The sequence below is a fragment of the Corynebacterium sp. HMSC063G05 genome (assembly GCF_001810555.1).
GTDB lineage: Bacteria > Actinomycetota > Actinomycetes > Mycobacteriales > Mycobacteriaceae > Corynebacterium > Corynebacterium jeikeium_D.
In genome coordinates, this window is sequence record NZ_KV801839.1 from 47907 (window position 1) to 61670 (window position 13764).

The following is a 13764-nucleotide window of genomic DNA, read 5'->3' on the forward strand; positions in this document are numbered from 1 at the left end:
AACCGCGCTAGAGAACATCATCAAAGTCGCTCGTCGGACGATTTCGCAAGTCCTGCGTCGGCATCGGAGTCTCCGGAATCATGCCCTGTGGCCGTGGTGGACGCGAATTGCGAGTAGGACGCATCTGGGATGCCCGCGTCGGCGTCGGCGCGTTCACTGGCGTGGGGCCAGAGACCGGAGAGGTCGTCGGGGCCGCTGATGCCGTCGGCATGCCGCCCGGCTGAATCGACGTCGGCGCACTTACTGAAGTCGGGGCGTCAATGCCGCCCACATCACCGATACCGCCGGCGGAGCCAATCGGGCCGGACGCTGTAATGGGTCCGGAGCCTTGCTCGTCATCGACGTCCAACCAATCAGGTCGCTCATTTGCTTTACGACGGTCATGGAGACGACAAATCTGGATTGCGATTTCCACCAGCAACGTCAGTGCCGTTGCCATTGCGACCATGGATATTGGTTCCTGCCCCGGAGTCATGAAGGCCGCAAAGATGAACAGCGACATAATGATGATGCTGCGCTTGTCCTTGATGCTCTCGTAGGTAACGACACCGGCCATGTTCAACATGACCAGGAAAAGCGGAACCTCAAAGCTCACGCCAAAGCAGACGATGAGCGCCAAGAGGAAACCGAAGTATTGCGAACCGGTGAGTGCAGAAATTTGCGTCTCTTCACCAATCTGGAGCAAGAACTCCAGACCGATGGCGACAACGTAGTAGGCCAGGACGGAACCCATGACAAACAGCAGCGCGGCGGCAGTCACAACTCTGCGCGTGGTGCGGCGTTCCTTCCGAACCAAGCCGGGAGTGATGTAGGCCCAAATCTGGTAGAGCCACCATGGCGACGACATCACCAGACCGGCCAGCGCACCGACCTTCAGTCGCAGCATGAACATTTCAAACGGACTGGTCGCCAGCAGACGACACTCCGCGCCCTCACCGCCGCCGAGACGCATCTCGGGTGGAAGCTGACAGTACGGATCCTTGAGCAACTCACCCAGGGACTTAAAGTGCACAGGGCCAACATTGACCGAGGTAAACGGTATGCGGAACTGACCAATGGTAAAGGCGGTCTGATACCAGATAAAGCCCACAACAGTGCCGACGGCAATACCAGCGAGGGCGAGAACGAGGCGACGCCGGAGCTCTTGAATGTGCTCGACAATAGTCATCACGCCCTCGGGATTGCGCCTACGCTGGCGCTTCCGAGGACGTGATGTGGATGTAGCTGAAGTCACGCTTCAACCGGCCTTCTACTACTGCTGCGGCTGGCCAGGGTTGTTCTGGCCAGGCTGCGGCTGGTACGGCTGCTGCGGCTGAGCCTGCGGTGCCTGCTGCTGGTACTGCTGCTGCGGCTGGTACGGCTGCTGTGGCTGGGCCTGCGGAGCCTGCTGAATTGCAGCCTGCTCCTGGTGCTCGTCATCGTTGCGCATTTCCTTGACTTCGGACTTGAAGATACGCATGGAGCGGCCGAGCGAACGTGCGGCATCCGGCAACTTCTTTGCACCAAAGAGCAAGACAAGAACGACCAGGATAATGATGATTTCCCAGGGACCTAGGTTCGGCATCCGCTTAGAGACCTTTCAAATGAATACAAATACAAGTGGCAAGTTGCCACATCGTGCGCGATTTAAGCTTTGATTTAAGCCTTGTCGTTTCGACCATACTCTGCCAAAGCTTCGCGGGCTCGCGCAACAACGGCGTTTTTCAATTTTAAGGGCTCAGCGACCGTTACGCTCGGTGAACGGCGGAGCACAAAGGAGACTGTTGCGGCCAAGTCGGACATCGGCACGTCAGCGACAAATTCCGACTGCCCTAAGCCTTGGTCAGAGACCAGTTCGGTATCCTCTTCTTCTCCCTCATCTTCAGTAAAGAAGACCGGTTCATAGTCTGCGATCCAGGTGGCGTCGGCGTCGATAAGCACACTTGCCCATTCGGACGTTCCCGTTTCCGCACCAAAGGCGTGGGGATCACGGATATCGACAGGCTCGGGGCGGTGGAAACCGGAGGGAGTGTCGAGGACCTCGGCGGCCTCCAGGCGGTCGACGCGGAAGCTCTTCTGACGACGGTCTTCCTGCGCACGGTCGACAGCGCGGAGATACGTCGTGGATTCAACTGTATAAACGTTGACACAGTCAAGCTCACGGACTGTAATCTGCCCTGAGGCATTCCGGTAGCGCACCTTCAACACCTTGCGCTGATGCAGCGCGGAATAAATCTGCTCAGAAAAGGAAAAGGCCTTGCCATTTTCCGCAGCGGTCGAGTCAATGATGGGGACGTTTATTCCCAGAGCACTGCGTAGTTTTGTCGCGGCCGTCTGCGCGGCCTCGGAGGAAGTGGTGGCTGCGGAGTCCTCGATGGTTTCCAGGATGAGCAGCAAGGTCGCGGTTTCTTCGGCTGTGAGCGCACGTGGCTGGCTGAGCACCGTTGCCTGAGGGCGAATACGGACATCAAAGCTGTTGCGGTAATCAACTTCAAAAGCCCGCACTCCGAGGAGTCCCGGCTGGTCAATATCTGCAATCTGTTCCACGATTGCCCGAATTCGGGCAAAAGGTATGGCCAGTTCGGTAGCGGCCTCTGTCATTGAACGGTGCTGCGAAAAGTACGGTACGACCGCCAACAACTCGTCGACACTGACACCTGCGTCCAGTTCCCGGGCTGCATGCACTGTCATTAGTTGCCCTCCAAAGCGTTCTTCGCACCATTCGAACCGCCATGGCGAGCGAGTACCTGCTCCAACCGAGCAATAATCTCCGACCGTGCCTCTTCAGGTGATTCCACAATCAAATCCGGTGCGTAACTCAAACCTGTGGACACAATCTCACTCACAGGTGCCGCTGGCAGCTCGTAGCGCCCATCCCCCAACGCGGTCGCTTTCATCACCACATCAGCGCAGGTATTCGGAGCGATACGAACAACCGCCTGATAGGTCTTGCCACCGCGGTGCAACATGTTTTCCGCAATCTGTTGCAAGTCACCATCGGGCATTGGCTGGGTCGCCGACGTCCCTGTATCCGACACATCGCGGATACGGCTGAGCCGGAACATACGCGCGGCCTCACGCTGCGGATCAAAGCCCAACACATAAAAGCGCCCGCGCAGGTTAATCAGACCCCACGGCTCCAGCATGCGCAGTTCATCATCCACGCCGTACTGGCGGGAGTACCACATCTCCACTGTCCGGCGCGGCGAGGTCATCGCGGTCAGCAGTGTGCTGAAATCCACTCGACTCATATCCACCGCATCGGCCACCACCACCGACTCATCCGGCTTCGCAATGGCGCTGCGCTGCGCAAACGATGCGAGCTTCCGCCACGCCGCCACAGCCGTCGAGCTCAGCTCCTCCGAACCAAACGCCGCATTCGCCGCCTGGAAAACCACCGAAGCCTCCGCTTCAGTGAACTCGGGGTCGTGCTGGGGCCACCGTAGTCTGTTCAGGCGCAGACGTTTGACCTTATCGCCCGCGCTTGACGACGAAACCTCCACCGGGACCCCGGCTGCCAGGAGTGCCGCGGTGTCCGCACGTAAATAACGAGCCCGGGAATCCTCGGAAACACGGGAGTAACCCTCGACATGTTTGGAGATCCACGACTCGCTGACCCACCCGGTGTCGTCGGCAAGCGCCAACAGCAGCTGAACCTGACGTTGGTTCTCACTGATCGCAGCGGATCCGGGGTTTTCCGATACCGGTGAGACAGACACGACTGTGGGGCTCCTTTTCCTGGGGCAGTTTCCGGGGACGGAACTAGTTATTCGAATCCGTATCCGAGGTCTTCTTCGCGGCCGTCAGAATCTCGATCATCTCATTGACCTCATCGTTTTCCGTGGCAAAGGGGTCGCCGAGCATAGTGGAGATGGGATCGTCGCCGGAGATTTTCAGGTGTGTCCAGTCCACTACGGTCTTCAAACTGGAGTCTTCGGCTGCAACGAGGAAATCACCGCGCAGCTTCGCACGAGTAGTTGGCGGTGCGATGCGGACCGCCTCAGCGACCTGCTCATCGGTAATCCACCGCGAGGCAATACCACGGGCTTCCAGCGCACGGAAGATGCCTCGGCCGGGACGGATGTCGTGGTAGGCCAAGTCGATTTGATGAAGCTTGGGGTCCTCCAGCGTTAGACCGCGATCCAGGTAGCGTTTCATGAGCGAGTACTTAATGGCCCAGTCAATGTCGTGCTCAATGAGAGACCAGTCACCGGTTTCCACGGCATCCAGCGCGCGACCCCACAGCTCGACGATGCGGCCCATTTCCTCGTTGGACGTGCCGGCCCCGGCAATGCCCTTGTCTTCATTGACCATGTTTTCTTCGCGGACCTTCAGCCACTCCGTCGCAGCGTCCAGGAACTCGCGTTGAATCTGCAGTGCGGTGGCAGTTTCGCCACTGCGCAGTGGAATCTCGGCCTTGCCGGTCATATCGCGGCTCACCGCACGGATGGACTTGATTTCGTTGGCGACTTCGAAGTCCGGCAACTTCACGCCGGCTTCAATCATCTCCAGTACCAGCTGAGTGGAGCCAATTTTGAGCGCAGTCGTCGTCTCACTCATGTTGGAGTCGCCCACGATGACGTGCAAGCGGCGGAATCGGTTGGAGTCCGCGTGTGGCTCATCGCGAGTGTTAATAATCGGCCGGGAGCGCGTCGTTGCACTGGAGACGCCCTCCCACACATGATCCGCGCGCTGCGAGAAGCAGTACTGAATCGGATCGTTGTGATACGGCGAGGTTGGGTACGGCAGGAAAATCTTCCCCGCGCCACAGATGAGCTGTCGCGTAACCAAGAAAGGTAGCAGCAGCTTGGACAGGGACTTCAGTCCCAGTTCACGTCCAACCAGGTAGTTTTCGTGACAACCGTAGGAGTTACCGACGGTATCAACGTTGTTCTTCAGCAGGTAGACCTTGCCACCGATGCCCTCGTCGGCAAGCTCTGCTTCAGCCTTTTCAGCGAGTTCATTCAAGATGACCTCGCCCGAGCGGTCGTACGCTACCAGCTGCGAGACCGAATCGCACTCAGCGGTAGCGTACTCCGGGTGGCTTCCGACATCGAGGTACATACGACCAGCATTGGGGGTGAAAATGTTGGTTGCCCCGTACTTAGCGATCACCGGGCGGAACATGTAGCGGGCAATCTCATCCGGTCCCAGACGGCGCGAGCCATCCAGCGTCAGAGTGATGCCGAACTCGGTCTCAATACCGGTGATGCGTCGGGTCAACGCCTGTGCCGGTACCGGTGTCGGCGTTGCTTCCGGCTCCTGCTGCCCTACCTGCTGGTCAGTCACTTTTTACTGGCCACCCTTCTGGACATACGAACGCACGAACTCCTCGGCGTTGTTCTCCAGCAGACCATCAATTTCATCCAGCAGGTCGTCAGCAGCTGCAACGTGCTCCTGAGCCTGACCGCCGCCAGCGACCTCGCCGAACTCTTCCTCGTCGCCTCCGCCGGAACCGCCGCCGAAAACCTGAGTGTTACCAGCCATGATATTGCTCCTTAAAAATGAACTTTTGAGTATTACTGCTCTATTACTGCACTATGTGTGCCTATTGTTCGCGGATAGCCCCGAGAGTACGCAGATGCTCAACCACCTTGGCCACTGTCTCCGCAGACTCCAACACGTCACCGCATTCTGCGGCAGTGAAACGGTCAACTTCATCCAGCGTAATGTAGGCCAGCGTAATTCCAGGCGACTCCACGTCACGAGTGCTCCGATACACCCCCGCGGTGTCCACCACCAAGCTGGTCCAACTGCCCGCGACGACATCCTTGCCAAAGCGGCGCAGAATGCCACCGCGTACATACGCACGCGTAGACTCCGGTGCGTATTCAACCGCTCGGTCGACTTCTTCCTCGGTCACGAGCGTGCGCATCGAACCACGGCGCACCAGCGCATGGTACAGCCCACGAGCCGGATCAATATCCGAGTACTGAATATCAATCAACGCCAACTTCGGGTGGTCCCAGCCCGCGCCCAGGCGGGTACGCAGGCCCTCCATGAGGTTGTATTTCGCCACCCAATCCAGCAGGTGGGCTGCCTTGCGGGGGTCGTCGGAAAGCACGTCGAGCACTTCACGCCAGAGCTTGACGACGTCGCCCTGCTGGTCGTAGCTCTCCACGCGACGCAGGTACTCGTACTGCATCTCCACTGCGGACATCCACGTGACATGGTCTGCCAGCTGCAGCTTCTCGGTGCAAGTCAGGTCTCGGGAAACCTTATGGACGGCCTCGACGGGGTTGCGGAGCTGCAGGTCGTCGAAACGCACGCCGTCCTCGATGGCGTCGATGACCAAACCTGTGGTGCCCAGCTTGAGGAAGGTGGCGACCTCGCTCATGTTGGCATCCCCGATGATGACGTGCAGGCGTCGGAAGCGATCGGAGTCGGCGTGTGGTTCATCGCGGGTGTTGATGATGCCGCGGTTCAAAGTGGTCTCCAGCGAGACCTCAGATTCGATGTAGTCCGCGCGCTGCGAAATCTGGAAACCCGACTCCTGCCCCGTCTGCCCCAGACCTACGCGACCAGCGCCCGTGAATACCTGGCGGGTGACGAAAAATGGCGTCAGACCGGCGACAATGTCATCGAACTCGGTTTCCCGGGAGAAGAGGTAGTTCTCGTGGGCGCCATACGAGGCGCCCTTGCCATCGACATTGTTGCGGTAGAGCTTCAGCGTCGGACCTAGATTGCCCTCGGCATCGGTGGCTTCGGCGGCAAGCTGAGCTGCGCGCAGCATAATCTTGTCACCTGCGCGGTCAGCGATAACCGCCTCGCGGGCAGCTGCCGTCTCTGGCGAGGAGTACTCCGGGTGCGCGTGATCGACGTAGAAGCGAGCACCATTTTGCACCAGCAGGTTTGCAGCGCCGACGGCGTTCGGGTCCACAATCGGTGGCTGGTGGTAACGGCGCAGGTCGAAACCACGGCTGTCGCGCAGTGGCGACTCTGGTGCGTAATCCCAGCGGATGCGCCCCGACAGGCCCTCCTCCTGCTCATGCGCGAAAGCGAGCACGGCCTGCGTGGAGGTGAGAATTGGGCTGACATCCGGGTTGTCCGGGCTGGAAATGCCGTACTCAATCTCCGTGCCGAAGAAGCGGTTCGGCTGTGCAGAACTGGCGGCGGATTTAGCCATGGCGAATCACCTCGACCGAGGCAACGCGCGCCGCTGGACGACCGGAGATGCGAGCCCACTCATCCGGGTTCGAGGTGTTTGGCAGGTCCTCGTTCTGCGCGAACTCCTCCGCCACTGCGGATAGAAGGTGATCCAAGCTAATACCAGCCTCGCCGCCAGCGATAACCGACTTGATGGCGGACTTCTTCGCACGGTCGACGATGTTGGAAATCATCGCGCCGGAGTTGAAATCGCGGTAGTACATAACCTCGCTGGTGCCATCTGCATAGCGAATTCGCACGTACTCGTTTTCTACTGTCTTGGCGTACATCCGCTCAACAACCTGGTCAATGAGGTGTGCGACATTCTGTTCCACCCCACCGTGTGCCTCCACCTCGGCTGCGTTATACGGCAGCTCTGGAGTCAAGTACTTGCGGAAGATATCCTTCGCCGCAGCCTCATTCGGGCGCTCAATGCGGATTTTCACATCCAAGCGTCCTGGGCGCAGAATTGCCGGGTCAATCATCTCCTCGCGGTTGGTGGCACCAATCACGATGACGTTTTCCAGCCCCTCCACACCGTCAAGTTCACTGAGCAGCTGCGGGACCACTGTGTTTTCCATATCCGAGGAGATACCCGAACCACGAGTGCGGAAAATCGAGTCCATCTCATCGAAGAAGACAATAACCGGCTTGCCATCCTCGGCAATGTCGCGAGCGCGGTCAAAAATCAGGCGAATCTGACGCTCGGTCTCACCCACGAACTTGTTCAGCAGCTCCGGGCCCTTGACATTCAAGAAGTACGATTGCGCCCGCTGCGCCTCCGACTCGGTTTTACCTCGGGATAGCGCAATCTTGCGAGCCAACGAATTAGCCACAGCCTTGGCAATCAGCGTCTTACCATTGCCGGGAGGGCCGTAGAGCAGCACACCCTTCGGAGGACGCAGGTTGTATTGCTCAAACAGTTCTGGCTGCAGGAACGGCATCTCCACGGCGTCGTGAATCTGCTCAATCTGACTGTCCAAACCACCGATATCCGTGTAGGTGACATCCGGTACCTCTTCCAGCACCAGGTTTTCCACCTCGGACTTCGGAATGACCTCAAACGCATAGCCCGACTTGCGGTCAATCATCACCGAGTCCCCCGGCTTCGGCGACAAGTCCCCAGCCAGAGACACCACGAATTCCTCACCGTGAGTATCCGAGGCCAGAATGCGCTCCCGATCCGGCAGCACCTCACGAACATTGGCGATGTCGCCGCTTTCCGGATAACCGCAGTCCTCCACGATTATCGAGCCCTCATTCAGACGCACCTGCGCACCCGGCCGAAGCGCCCGCTCATTAATCTCCGGCTGCACCCGCAGGCGCATCCGTCGATTTCCGGTAAAAACCTCTGCGGTGCCTTTCTCCGGCCCCGGCTTAAGGAAAATACCGTACGTGCTAGGCGGCTCCAGCATGTCCTCCATGTCTTGGCGCAGTAGCTCTAGCTTGTTACGGGAGTCCCGCAACAGCTCAACCAGGCGATTATTACGAATGCCGAGGTTGTAGTTCTTCTGCTCAAGATCACGGATTTTGTCAGACGGCGTTGTCATGTATCCCAGATTACCCATAGGGCCAGATGCCGTTGTTGCTTGGTCGATTTAGACCGTGTGTCGCATCACGCTTTACGACGGCTACACCTCCCAGCGCGAAGCGGCGGGTCTAGAGCTTCTTTTGATTTCGTCGCTGTGGGCGCGGAGGCACCGTGCCGTCGGCAAGCCTGCGTGCCCACACCAGGAATGCGGTATGCGCCTGCATACGGTGCGCCGGGCGGACGGAGAGATCCTGAACATTCCAGTCGCGGACCAGGGATTCCCAGGCGCGTGGTTCGGTGAAGCACTTCTGCGCGCGGATGCCCTCCATGACTTTCATTAGCTGCGGAACAGTGGCGACATAGACCATGAGCACGCCGCCAGGCTGAAGCACCTTCGAAACGGTGTCCAGGCATTCCCATGGAGCGAGCATGTCCAGAATGACTCGGTCGACCGGGCCGCCGAGCGACTCGACGGAGGCCTCGTTGAGATCGCCCAGGCGCAAGTCCCAGTTGTCGGGCTTGTGACCCATGAAGTCGACAACGTTGCGTTCCGCGTGCTCGATGTGGTCCTCGCGGACCTCGTAGGAAATAAGCTGCCCGTCAGCGCCGATGGCGCGGAGCAGGTTGAGGCTGAGCGCGCCGGAGCCAGCGCCGGCCTCCAACACGCGCGCACCTGGGAAGATGTCGCCCTCGACGATGATCTGTGCAGCATCCTTCGGGTAAATCACCGCAGCACCGCGCGGCATGGACAGGACGTAATCGACCAGCAAGTGACGCATGGCCAGGTAGACGGTGCCTTCGCTGGAGGTGACGGTGGTGCCTTCCTTGGCGCCGATGAGGTCGTCGTGGAGGATGGTGCCGCGGTGAGTGAAGAACTTGCCACCCTCCTCGAGGATGACGGTGAAGTGGCGATTCTTCGAGTCAGTCAGCTGGACTCGGTCGCCGACTTGGAATGGTCCGCTCAATGCCATAGGTGTGTGGGCTCCTTTTGGGGTTTGGTTGGGTCGGGTCATGTCGGGTGCAGCCAAATCCGGGCGGTACTCTAACCTGGCTAGTATGCCCGACAATGCCCAAAGTTCTAAGTCAGCAGTTCAACCTTCCCGCCGCTCTAAGTTGGCGCTGTCGCCGTCGAGAGCTAATGACTACCGCCAGTGCCCGCTGAAGTACCGGTTCCGTGCGATTGACAAGATTCCGGAGCCGTCGACTGTCGCGCAGGTCAAGGGCACGTTGGTGCATGCTGTGCTCGAACAGATGCATGCCTGGCCCCGTGAAGAACGCACTTACCCCGCAGCGGTGAAACGGCTGAAGCCGACCTGGGAGGACATGCGTGCAAAGGACGAGGAACTGATTGAGCTAGTTCCGGAGGATGATTACTACGACTTCCTGGTCGAATGCCGCGGCCTGCTCAAGGGGTATTTCATGATGGAAAACCCCATGGGCTTCGATGCGGCCGAGATGGAAAAGTTCGTTCAGCTGGTTATCGATCCGGATGCGGATCAGACTGTGCCATTGTCAGTGCCACTTCGTGGTTTTATCGACCGCGTCGATATTGCCCCGACCGGTGAGGTCCGGATTGTCGACTACAAGACGGGCAAGAAGCCCTCTCCTCGCTTCCAGGATGAGGCGCTCTTCCAGATGCGGTTTTACGCGCTGGTGTGGTGGCGGCTCACCGGTCGTATCCCGGAACAGCTGCGGTTGATGTACCTGAAGGTTGCCGATGACCTGGTGCTGAGTCCCAACGCGACAGAATTAGAGGCCTTCCAAGCGGAGATTGCCGACTTGTGGTCGGCGATCGTGCGCGACGGTGAAAACGGTGACTTTGTACCGAAGAAGTCCAAGCTCTGCGGGTGGTGTTCTTTCCAGGAGATGTGCCCTGCCTATGGCGGGGTCACACCGGAGTACCCCGGTTGGCCGGGTGCTGTCGGCGATGGCGGCACTGAGTAAAAGCTGCGGATGGGGTGGCTCTCGCGGCGAACTTAGCTTTCGCGGGGTGCCACCGTCGGCGGTAACGGTGTCAGTACAAGTTACTGACTAGGTTTATGACAGGTGAATGGACTTAACCGCTTCGATTTTGTCATAAACCTAGTCAGTTTCTCTATGCGGTGTTCTAGGTAGCCCCCCACTACAGCAGTGCGCTGCCGAAGGCGAAACCGAACGCGACGGACAGGGCAATACATAAGGTGCCTGGGATGATGAACGAGTGGTTAAACACGTATTTGCCAATTCGGGTTGTGCCAGTGTCGTCCATCTCCACCGCGGCAAGGAGCGTCGGGTAAGTAGGCAGTACGAATAGCGCGGAAGTCGCTGCGAAGGAAGCAATCGCAGTGATGGGAGAAACTCCCACCGCGAGTGCAGCGGGCATGATGGCCTTTGCCGTGGCCGCCTGCGAGTACAGCAATGCGGCCGCGAAGAAGAGCACGATTGCCAGCATCCACGGCATTGTGGTCAGTAGGCTGCCGGACGCGGCCTTAATGTCGTCGATGTAGTGGTTGATAATTGTGGTTCCCAGCCACGCCACACCGAGAACGCAGACGCTGGCGGACATGCCCGATTTGAACACCGGTGTGTTCAAAATGGTTGCCGCGTCCAACTTGCAGGCCAGCACGATAACGGTGGCGGCGGTCAACATGATTGACATGATTGCCTCGTTTCGTGGGAGCGTGGGATCAGCGATGAGGCCGACCTGTTCAGTGCTGATGGTCGCATAGACCATCACCGCGAGAATCGAGAGTAGGAAAACCGCCACGGACCACTTGGCCGACTTGGTTGGCACGTATTCGCTCATCTGGCCACGTGGCTTGGAGACTAACCCCTTTTCCAAGCGGCTTTGATACTCCGGATCGTCGTCAAGCTCTTTGCCTAGGTGATTCGTGACAAAGGCGGTCGGAAGGATGGCGAGGAACGTCGAAGGAATGACAATCGCCAGGAGTGTGAGATAACCAACGCCGCGGGGTTCCATGAGCGAAGCCATCAGCACCACAGCCGCTGAAATGGGTGATGCCGTAATCGCCAACTGAGATGCGATGACCGCCACGGACAGCGGGCGGGACGGGCGAACGCCTCCCTCCTTGGATACTTCGGCGATAACTGGGAGGGTGGAAAATGCGGTGTGGCCGGTGCCGGCGAGCAGTGTCATCAGGTAGGTGACAACCGGGGCCCAGTAGGTGATGTGTCGCGGATTCTTGCGCAGCAACCGTTCGGCAATGTGGACGAGATAGTCCATGCCTCCGGCCTTCTGCATAGCGGCAATTGCCGCGATTACCGACATAATGATGCCGATGACATCGAACGGAATGTCGTCTTTGGTGACCGGAACCCCGGTGATGCCCAGCGCCAAAACGCCCAGCCCACCGGCGAACCCGATAGCAATTGAACCAAGACGCGCGCCAAGGAGGATCGCTGCTAGAACGATAGAGATTTGGACGGCAACTAACATGTGTATCTCCGAAAAGTCACTCGTTAGACTTGTTGCCGCTTAGGACAAATCGTCGAGGCGAGACTCCCCTGCCACGTAGCGCTTCCCCCGGTATTCCGGGTGCATGAGGTTCTCGGTGCTCAGGACCTGGTTGAGCTCCTTCTCGTCCATCAGCCCGCGTTCGAGGACAATGTCCCGGACGGAGCGGCCAGTGCGAGCGGCTTCCTTGCCAATCATATCGCCCTCGTGGTGGCCAATGACCGGATTCAGGTAGGTCACGATACCGATGGAGTTTTCCACATAGCCGCGGCAAACTTCCGGGTTAGCGGTGATGCCGGTAATGCACTTGTCGCGCAGAGTGTCGGTAGCACTGCGCAGCAGTTCAATCGACTCGAAGAGGCATGCGCCGATGACAGGCTCCATCACGTTTAGCTGCAACTGGCCAGCCTCGGCTGCCCAGGTCAGGGTCACGTCGTTGCCGAAGACCTTGAAGCAGGCCTGGTTCGCGACCTCTGGGATTACCGGGTTAACCTTTGCCGGCATAATCGAAGACCCAGCGGCGCGCTCCGGAAGGTTGATTTCATTCAGTCCGGCTCGTGGACCCGATGCCAGCAGGCGCAGGTCGTTGCACATCTTGGAAATCTTCATGGCCGCGCGCTTCAGGGATGCATGCACGCTGACGTAGGCGCCGGTATCGCTGGTGGCTTCGATTAGGTCCTTCGCAGAGGTCACCTTAAAGCCACTGACCTCACGTAGTGCCTGGGTCACGGCCTCGCGGTAGCCTGCCGGCGCATTCACGCCGGTACCGATAGCGGTTGCTCCCAGGTTGATTTGCAGCAGGCGTGCCGACGCAGTTGCGATGGACTCCTGCTCTTCCTCAAGGTTGTGGGCAAATGCGTGGAAAGCCTGTCCCAGGGTCATTGGAACGGCATCCTGCAGCTGCGTGCGGCCCATTGTGATGATGTCGTTGAATTCATCACCCTTGGCGTGTAGGGCCTCAACCAGGGAGTCGAAGTGCTTCTGCAAGCTCAGTAGCGACATGTGGATAGCAAGACGGAAACCTGTTGGGTAGGCGTCGTTGGTTGACTGGCACTGGTTGACATCATCGTTGGGGTGAATGACGTCGTATCGGCCCTTTTCCAGACCGAGCAGTTCCAGAGCGAGGTTAGCGATGACCTCGTTGGTGTTCATGTTGAGACTGGTGCCAGCGCCACCCTGGAAGACATCGATTGGAAACTGATCCATGCAGCGTCCCTTTTCCAGGATTTCATCACATGCGGCGACAATGATGTCTGCAACATCGCTGGGCAGCGTGTGGACGCGCTGGTTGGCAATGGCCGTGGCCTTCTTAACCATCACCATGCCACGAATGAATTCGGGCACGTCGTTGATGGTCTTGGCTGAGATTTGGTAGTTGTCGATTGCGCGCAGGGTGTGGATGCCGTAGTAAGCCTCTGCCGGAACCTCCATAGAGCCAAGCAGGTCGACCTCGGTACGTGTTGCGGACATGTGGAAGCAATCCCTTCTAGCCTTTTAGCAGGCCTAGTAGACGCAGCCTTGTGGGCCACATTTAGTGGCGATGATTGGTTACACCGCCAAAACTACAGTGCTGGCGTATGTGCCGCATGTACAGGCATAAAGTTACTGCTTCGGTCCGGCTAACGCCGTGCGCACTCTTAGTGTCAATATTACT

General features: G+C 58.6%; 12 protein-coding genes. 1 reads left to right on the forward strand and 11 read right to left on the reverse strand.

Annotation, left to right across the window (positions count from 1 at the left end):
• Positions 1 to 7 precede the first annotated feature (7 nt).
• The 9 genes from tatC to HMPREF2751_RS01665 form a co-directional block, all read right to left on the reverse strand.
• Positions 8 to 1234, reverse strand: a complete 1227-nt coding sequence (gene tatC / locus HMPREF2751_RS01625; protein WP_065421641.1) for a twin-arginine translocase subunit TatC — start codon at positions 1232 to 1234, stop codon at positions 8 to 10.
• Positions 1235 to 1252: 18 nt separating this feature from the next.
• Positions 1253 to 1564: a Sec-independent protein translocase subunit TatA gene (gene tatA, locus HMPREF2751_RS01630; protein WP_049170543.1), complete on the reverse strand. Its 312-nt coding sequence runs from the start codon at positions 1562 to 1564 to the stop codon at positions 1253 to 1255.
• 74 nt (positions 1565 to 1638) lie between these two features.
• Entirely contained in the window at positions 1639 to 2670 is a 1032-nt protein-coding gene (locus HMPREF2751_RS01635; protein ID WP_049170545.1) for a helix-turn-helix transcriptional regulator, read from the reverse strand.
• Positions 2670 to 3698, reverse strand: a complete 1029-nt coding sequence (locus tag HMPREF2751_RS01640; RefSeq protein WP_049189894.1) for a helix-turn-helix transcriptional regulator — start codon at positions 3696 to 3698, stop codon at positions 2670 to 2672. The genes HMPREF2751_RS01635 and HMPREF2751_RS01640 overlap by 1 nt, the downstream gene beginning before the upstream one ends.
• Before the next feature lie 43 nt (positions 3699 to 3741).
• Entirely contained in the window at positions 3742 to 5202 is a 1461-nt protein-coding gene (gene pafA, locus HMPREF2751_RS01645) for a Pup--protein ligase (RefSeq protein WP_049193530.1), read from the reverse strand.
• 69 nt (positions 5203 to 5271) lie between these two features.
• Complete coding sequence (locus HMPREF2751_RS01650; protein WP_005510795.1) at positions 5272 to 5466, reverse strand: ubiquitin-like protein Pup; 195 nt, start codon at positions 5464 to 5466, stop codon at positions 5272 to 5274.
• Positions 5467 to 5527: 61 nt separating this feature from the next.
• The gene (dop, locus tag HMPREF2751_RS01655; RefSeq protein ID WP_070595231.1) at positions 5528 to 7105 is read right to left on the reverse strand and encodes a depupylase/deamidase Dop; all 1578 of its coding nucleotides are present in this window, start codon (positions 7103 to 7105) and stop codon (positions 5528 to 5530) included.
• A complete protein-coding gene (gene arc / locus HMPREF2751_RS01660; protein WP_246823125.1) occupies positions 7098 to 8675 on the reverse strand; it encodes a proteasome ATPase in 1578 nt (525 codons plus the stop codon). Before arc ends, dop begins: the two co-directional genes overlap by 8 nt.
• A 109-nt stretch (positions 8676 to 8784) precedes the next feature.
• Entirely contained in the window at positions 8785 to 9627 is an 843-nt protein-coding gene (locus HMPREF2751_RS01665; protein WP_049170556.1) for a tRNA (adenine-N1)-methyltransferase, read from the reverse strand.
• 85 nt (positions 9628 to 9712) lie between these two features.
• On the opposite strand from HMPREF2751_RS01665, the gene HMPREF2751_RS01670 reads away from it, so the two are divergent.
• The gene (locus HMPREF2751_RS01670; RefSeq protein ID WP_049170646.1) at positions 9713 to 10600 is read left to right on the forward strand and encodes a RecB family exonuclease; all 888 of its coding nucleotides are present in this window, start codon (positions 9713 to 9715) and stop codon (positions 10598 to 10600) included.
• A gap of 178 nt (positions 10601 to 10778) precedes the next feature.
• Here HMPREF2751_RS01670 and HMPREF2751_RS01675 read toward each other — a convergent pair whose 3' ends face one another.
• Together HMPREF2751_RS01675 and aspA are read right to left on the reverse strand one after the other, a co-directional pair.
• On the reverse strand, positions 10779 to 12092 hold the full coding sequence (locus HMPREF2751_RS01675; RefSeq protein WP_070429706.1) for an anaerobic C4-dicarboxylate transporter: 1314 nt from the start codon (positions 12090 to 12092) through the stop codon (positions 10779 to 10781).
• A gap of 39 nt (positions 12093 to 12131) precedes the next feature.
• Positions 12132 to 13580 carry an aspartate ammonia-lyase gene (aspA, locus tag HMPREF2751_RS01680; RefSeq protein WP_016422793.1) on the reverse strand — a complete coding sequence of 483 codons (1449 nt, stop codon included), beginning with the start codon at positions 13578 to 13580 and terminating at the stop codon, positions 12132 to 12134.
• Positions 13581 to 13764: the final 184 nt, after the last annotated feature.

Excerpts from the sequence above, each read along its gene's own strand:
- tatA (WP_049170543.1), bottom strand. The coding sequence starts at position 1,564 with ATGCCGAACCTAGGTCCCTGGGAAATCATCATTATCCTGGTCGTTCTT.
- HMPREF2751_RS01635 (WP_049170545.1), bottom strand. The coding sequence starts at position 2,670 with ATGACAGTGCATGCAGCCCGGGAACTGGACGCAGGTGTCAGTGTCGAC.
- HMPREF2751_RS01650 (WP_005510795.1), bottom strand. The coding sequence starts at position 5,466 with ATGGCTGGTAACACTCAGGTTTTCGGCGGCGGTTCCGGCGGAGGCGAC.
- dop (WP_070595231.1), bottom strand. The coding sequence starts at position 7,105 with ATGGCTAAATCCGCCGCCAGTTCTGCACAGCCGAACCGCTTCTTCGGC.
- arc (WP_246823125.1), bottom strand. The coding sequence starts at position 8,675 with ATGACAACGCCGTCTGACAAAATCCGTGATCTTGAGCAGAAGAACTAC.
- HMPREF2751_RS01665 (WP_049170556.1), bottom strand. The coding sequence starts at position 9,627 with ATGGCATTGAGCGGACCATTCCAAGTCGGCGACCGAGTCCAGCTGACT.
- HMPREF2751_RS01670 (WP_049170646.1), top strand. The coding sequence starts at position 9,713 with ATGCCCGACAATGCCCAAAGTTCTAAGTCAGCAGTTCAACCTTCCCGC.
- HMPREF2751_RS01675 (WP_070429706.1), bottom strand. The coding sequence starts at position 12,092 with ATGTTAGTTGCCGTCCAAATCTCTATCGTTCTAGCAGCGATCCTCCTT.
- aspA (WP_016422793.1), bottom strand. The coding sequence starts at position 13,580 with ATGTCCGCAACACGTACCGAGGTCGACCTGCTTGGCTCTATGGAGGTT.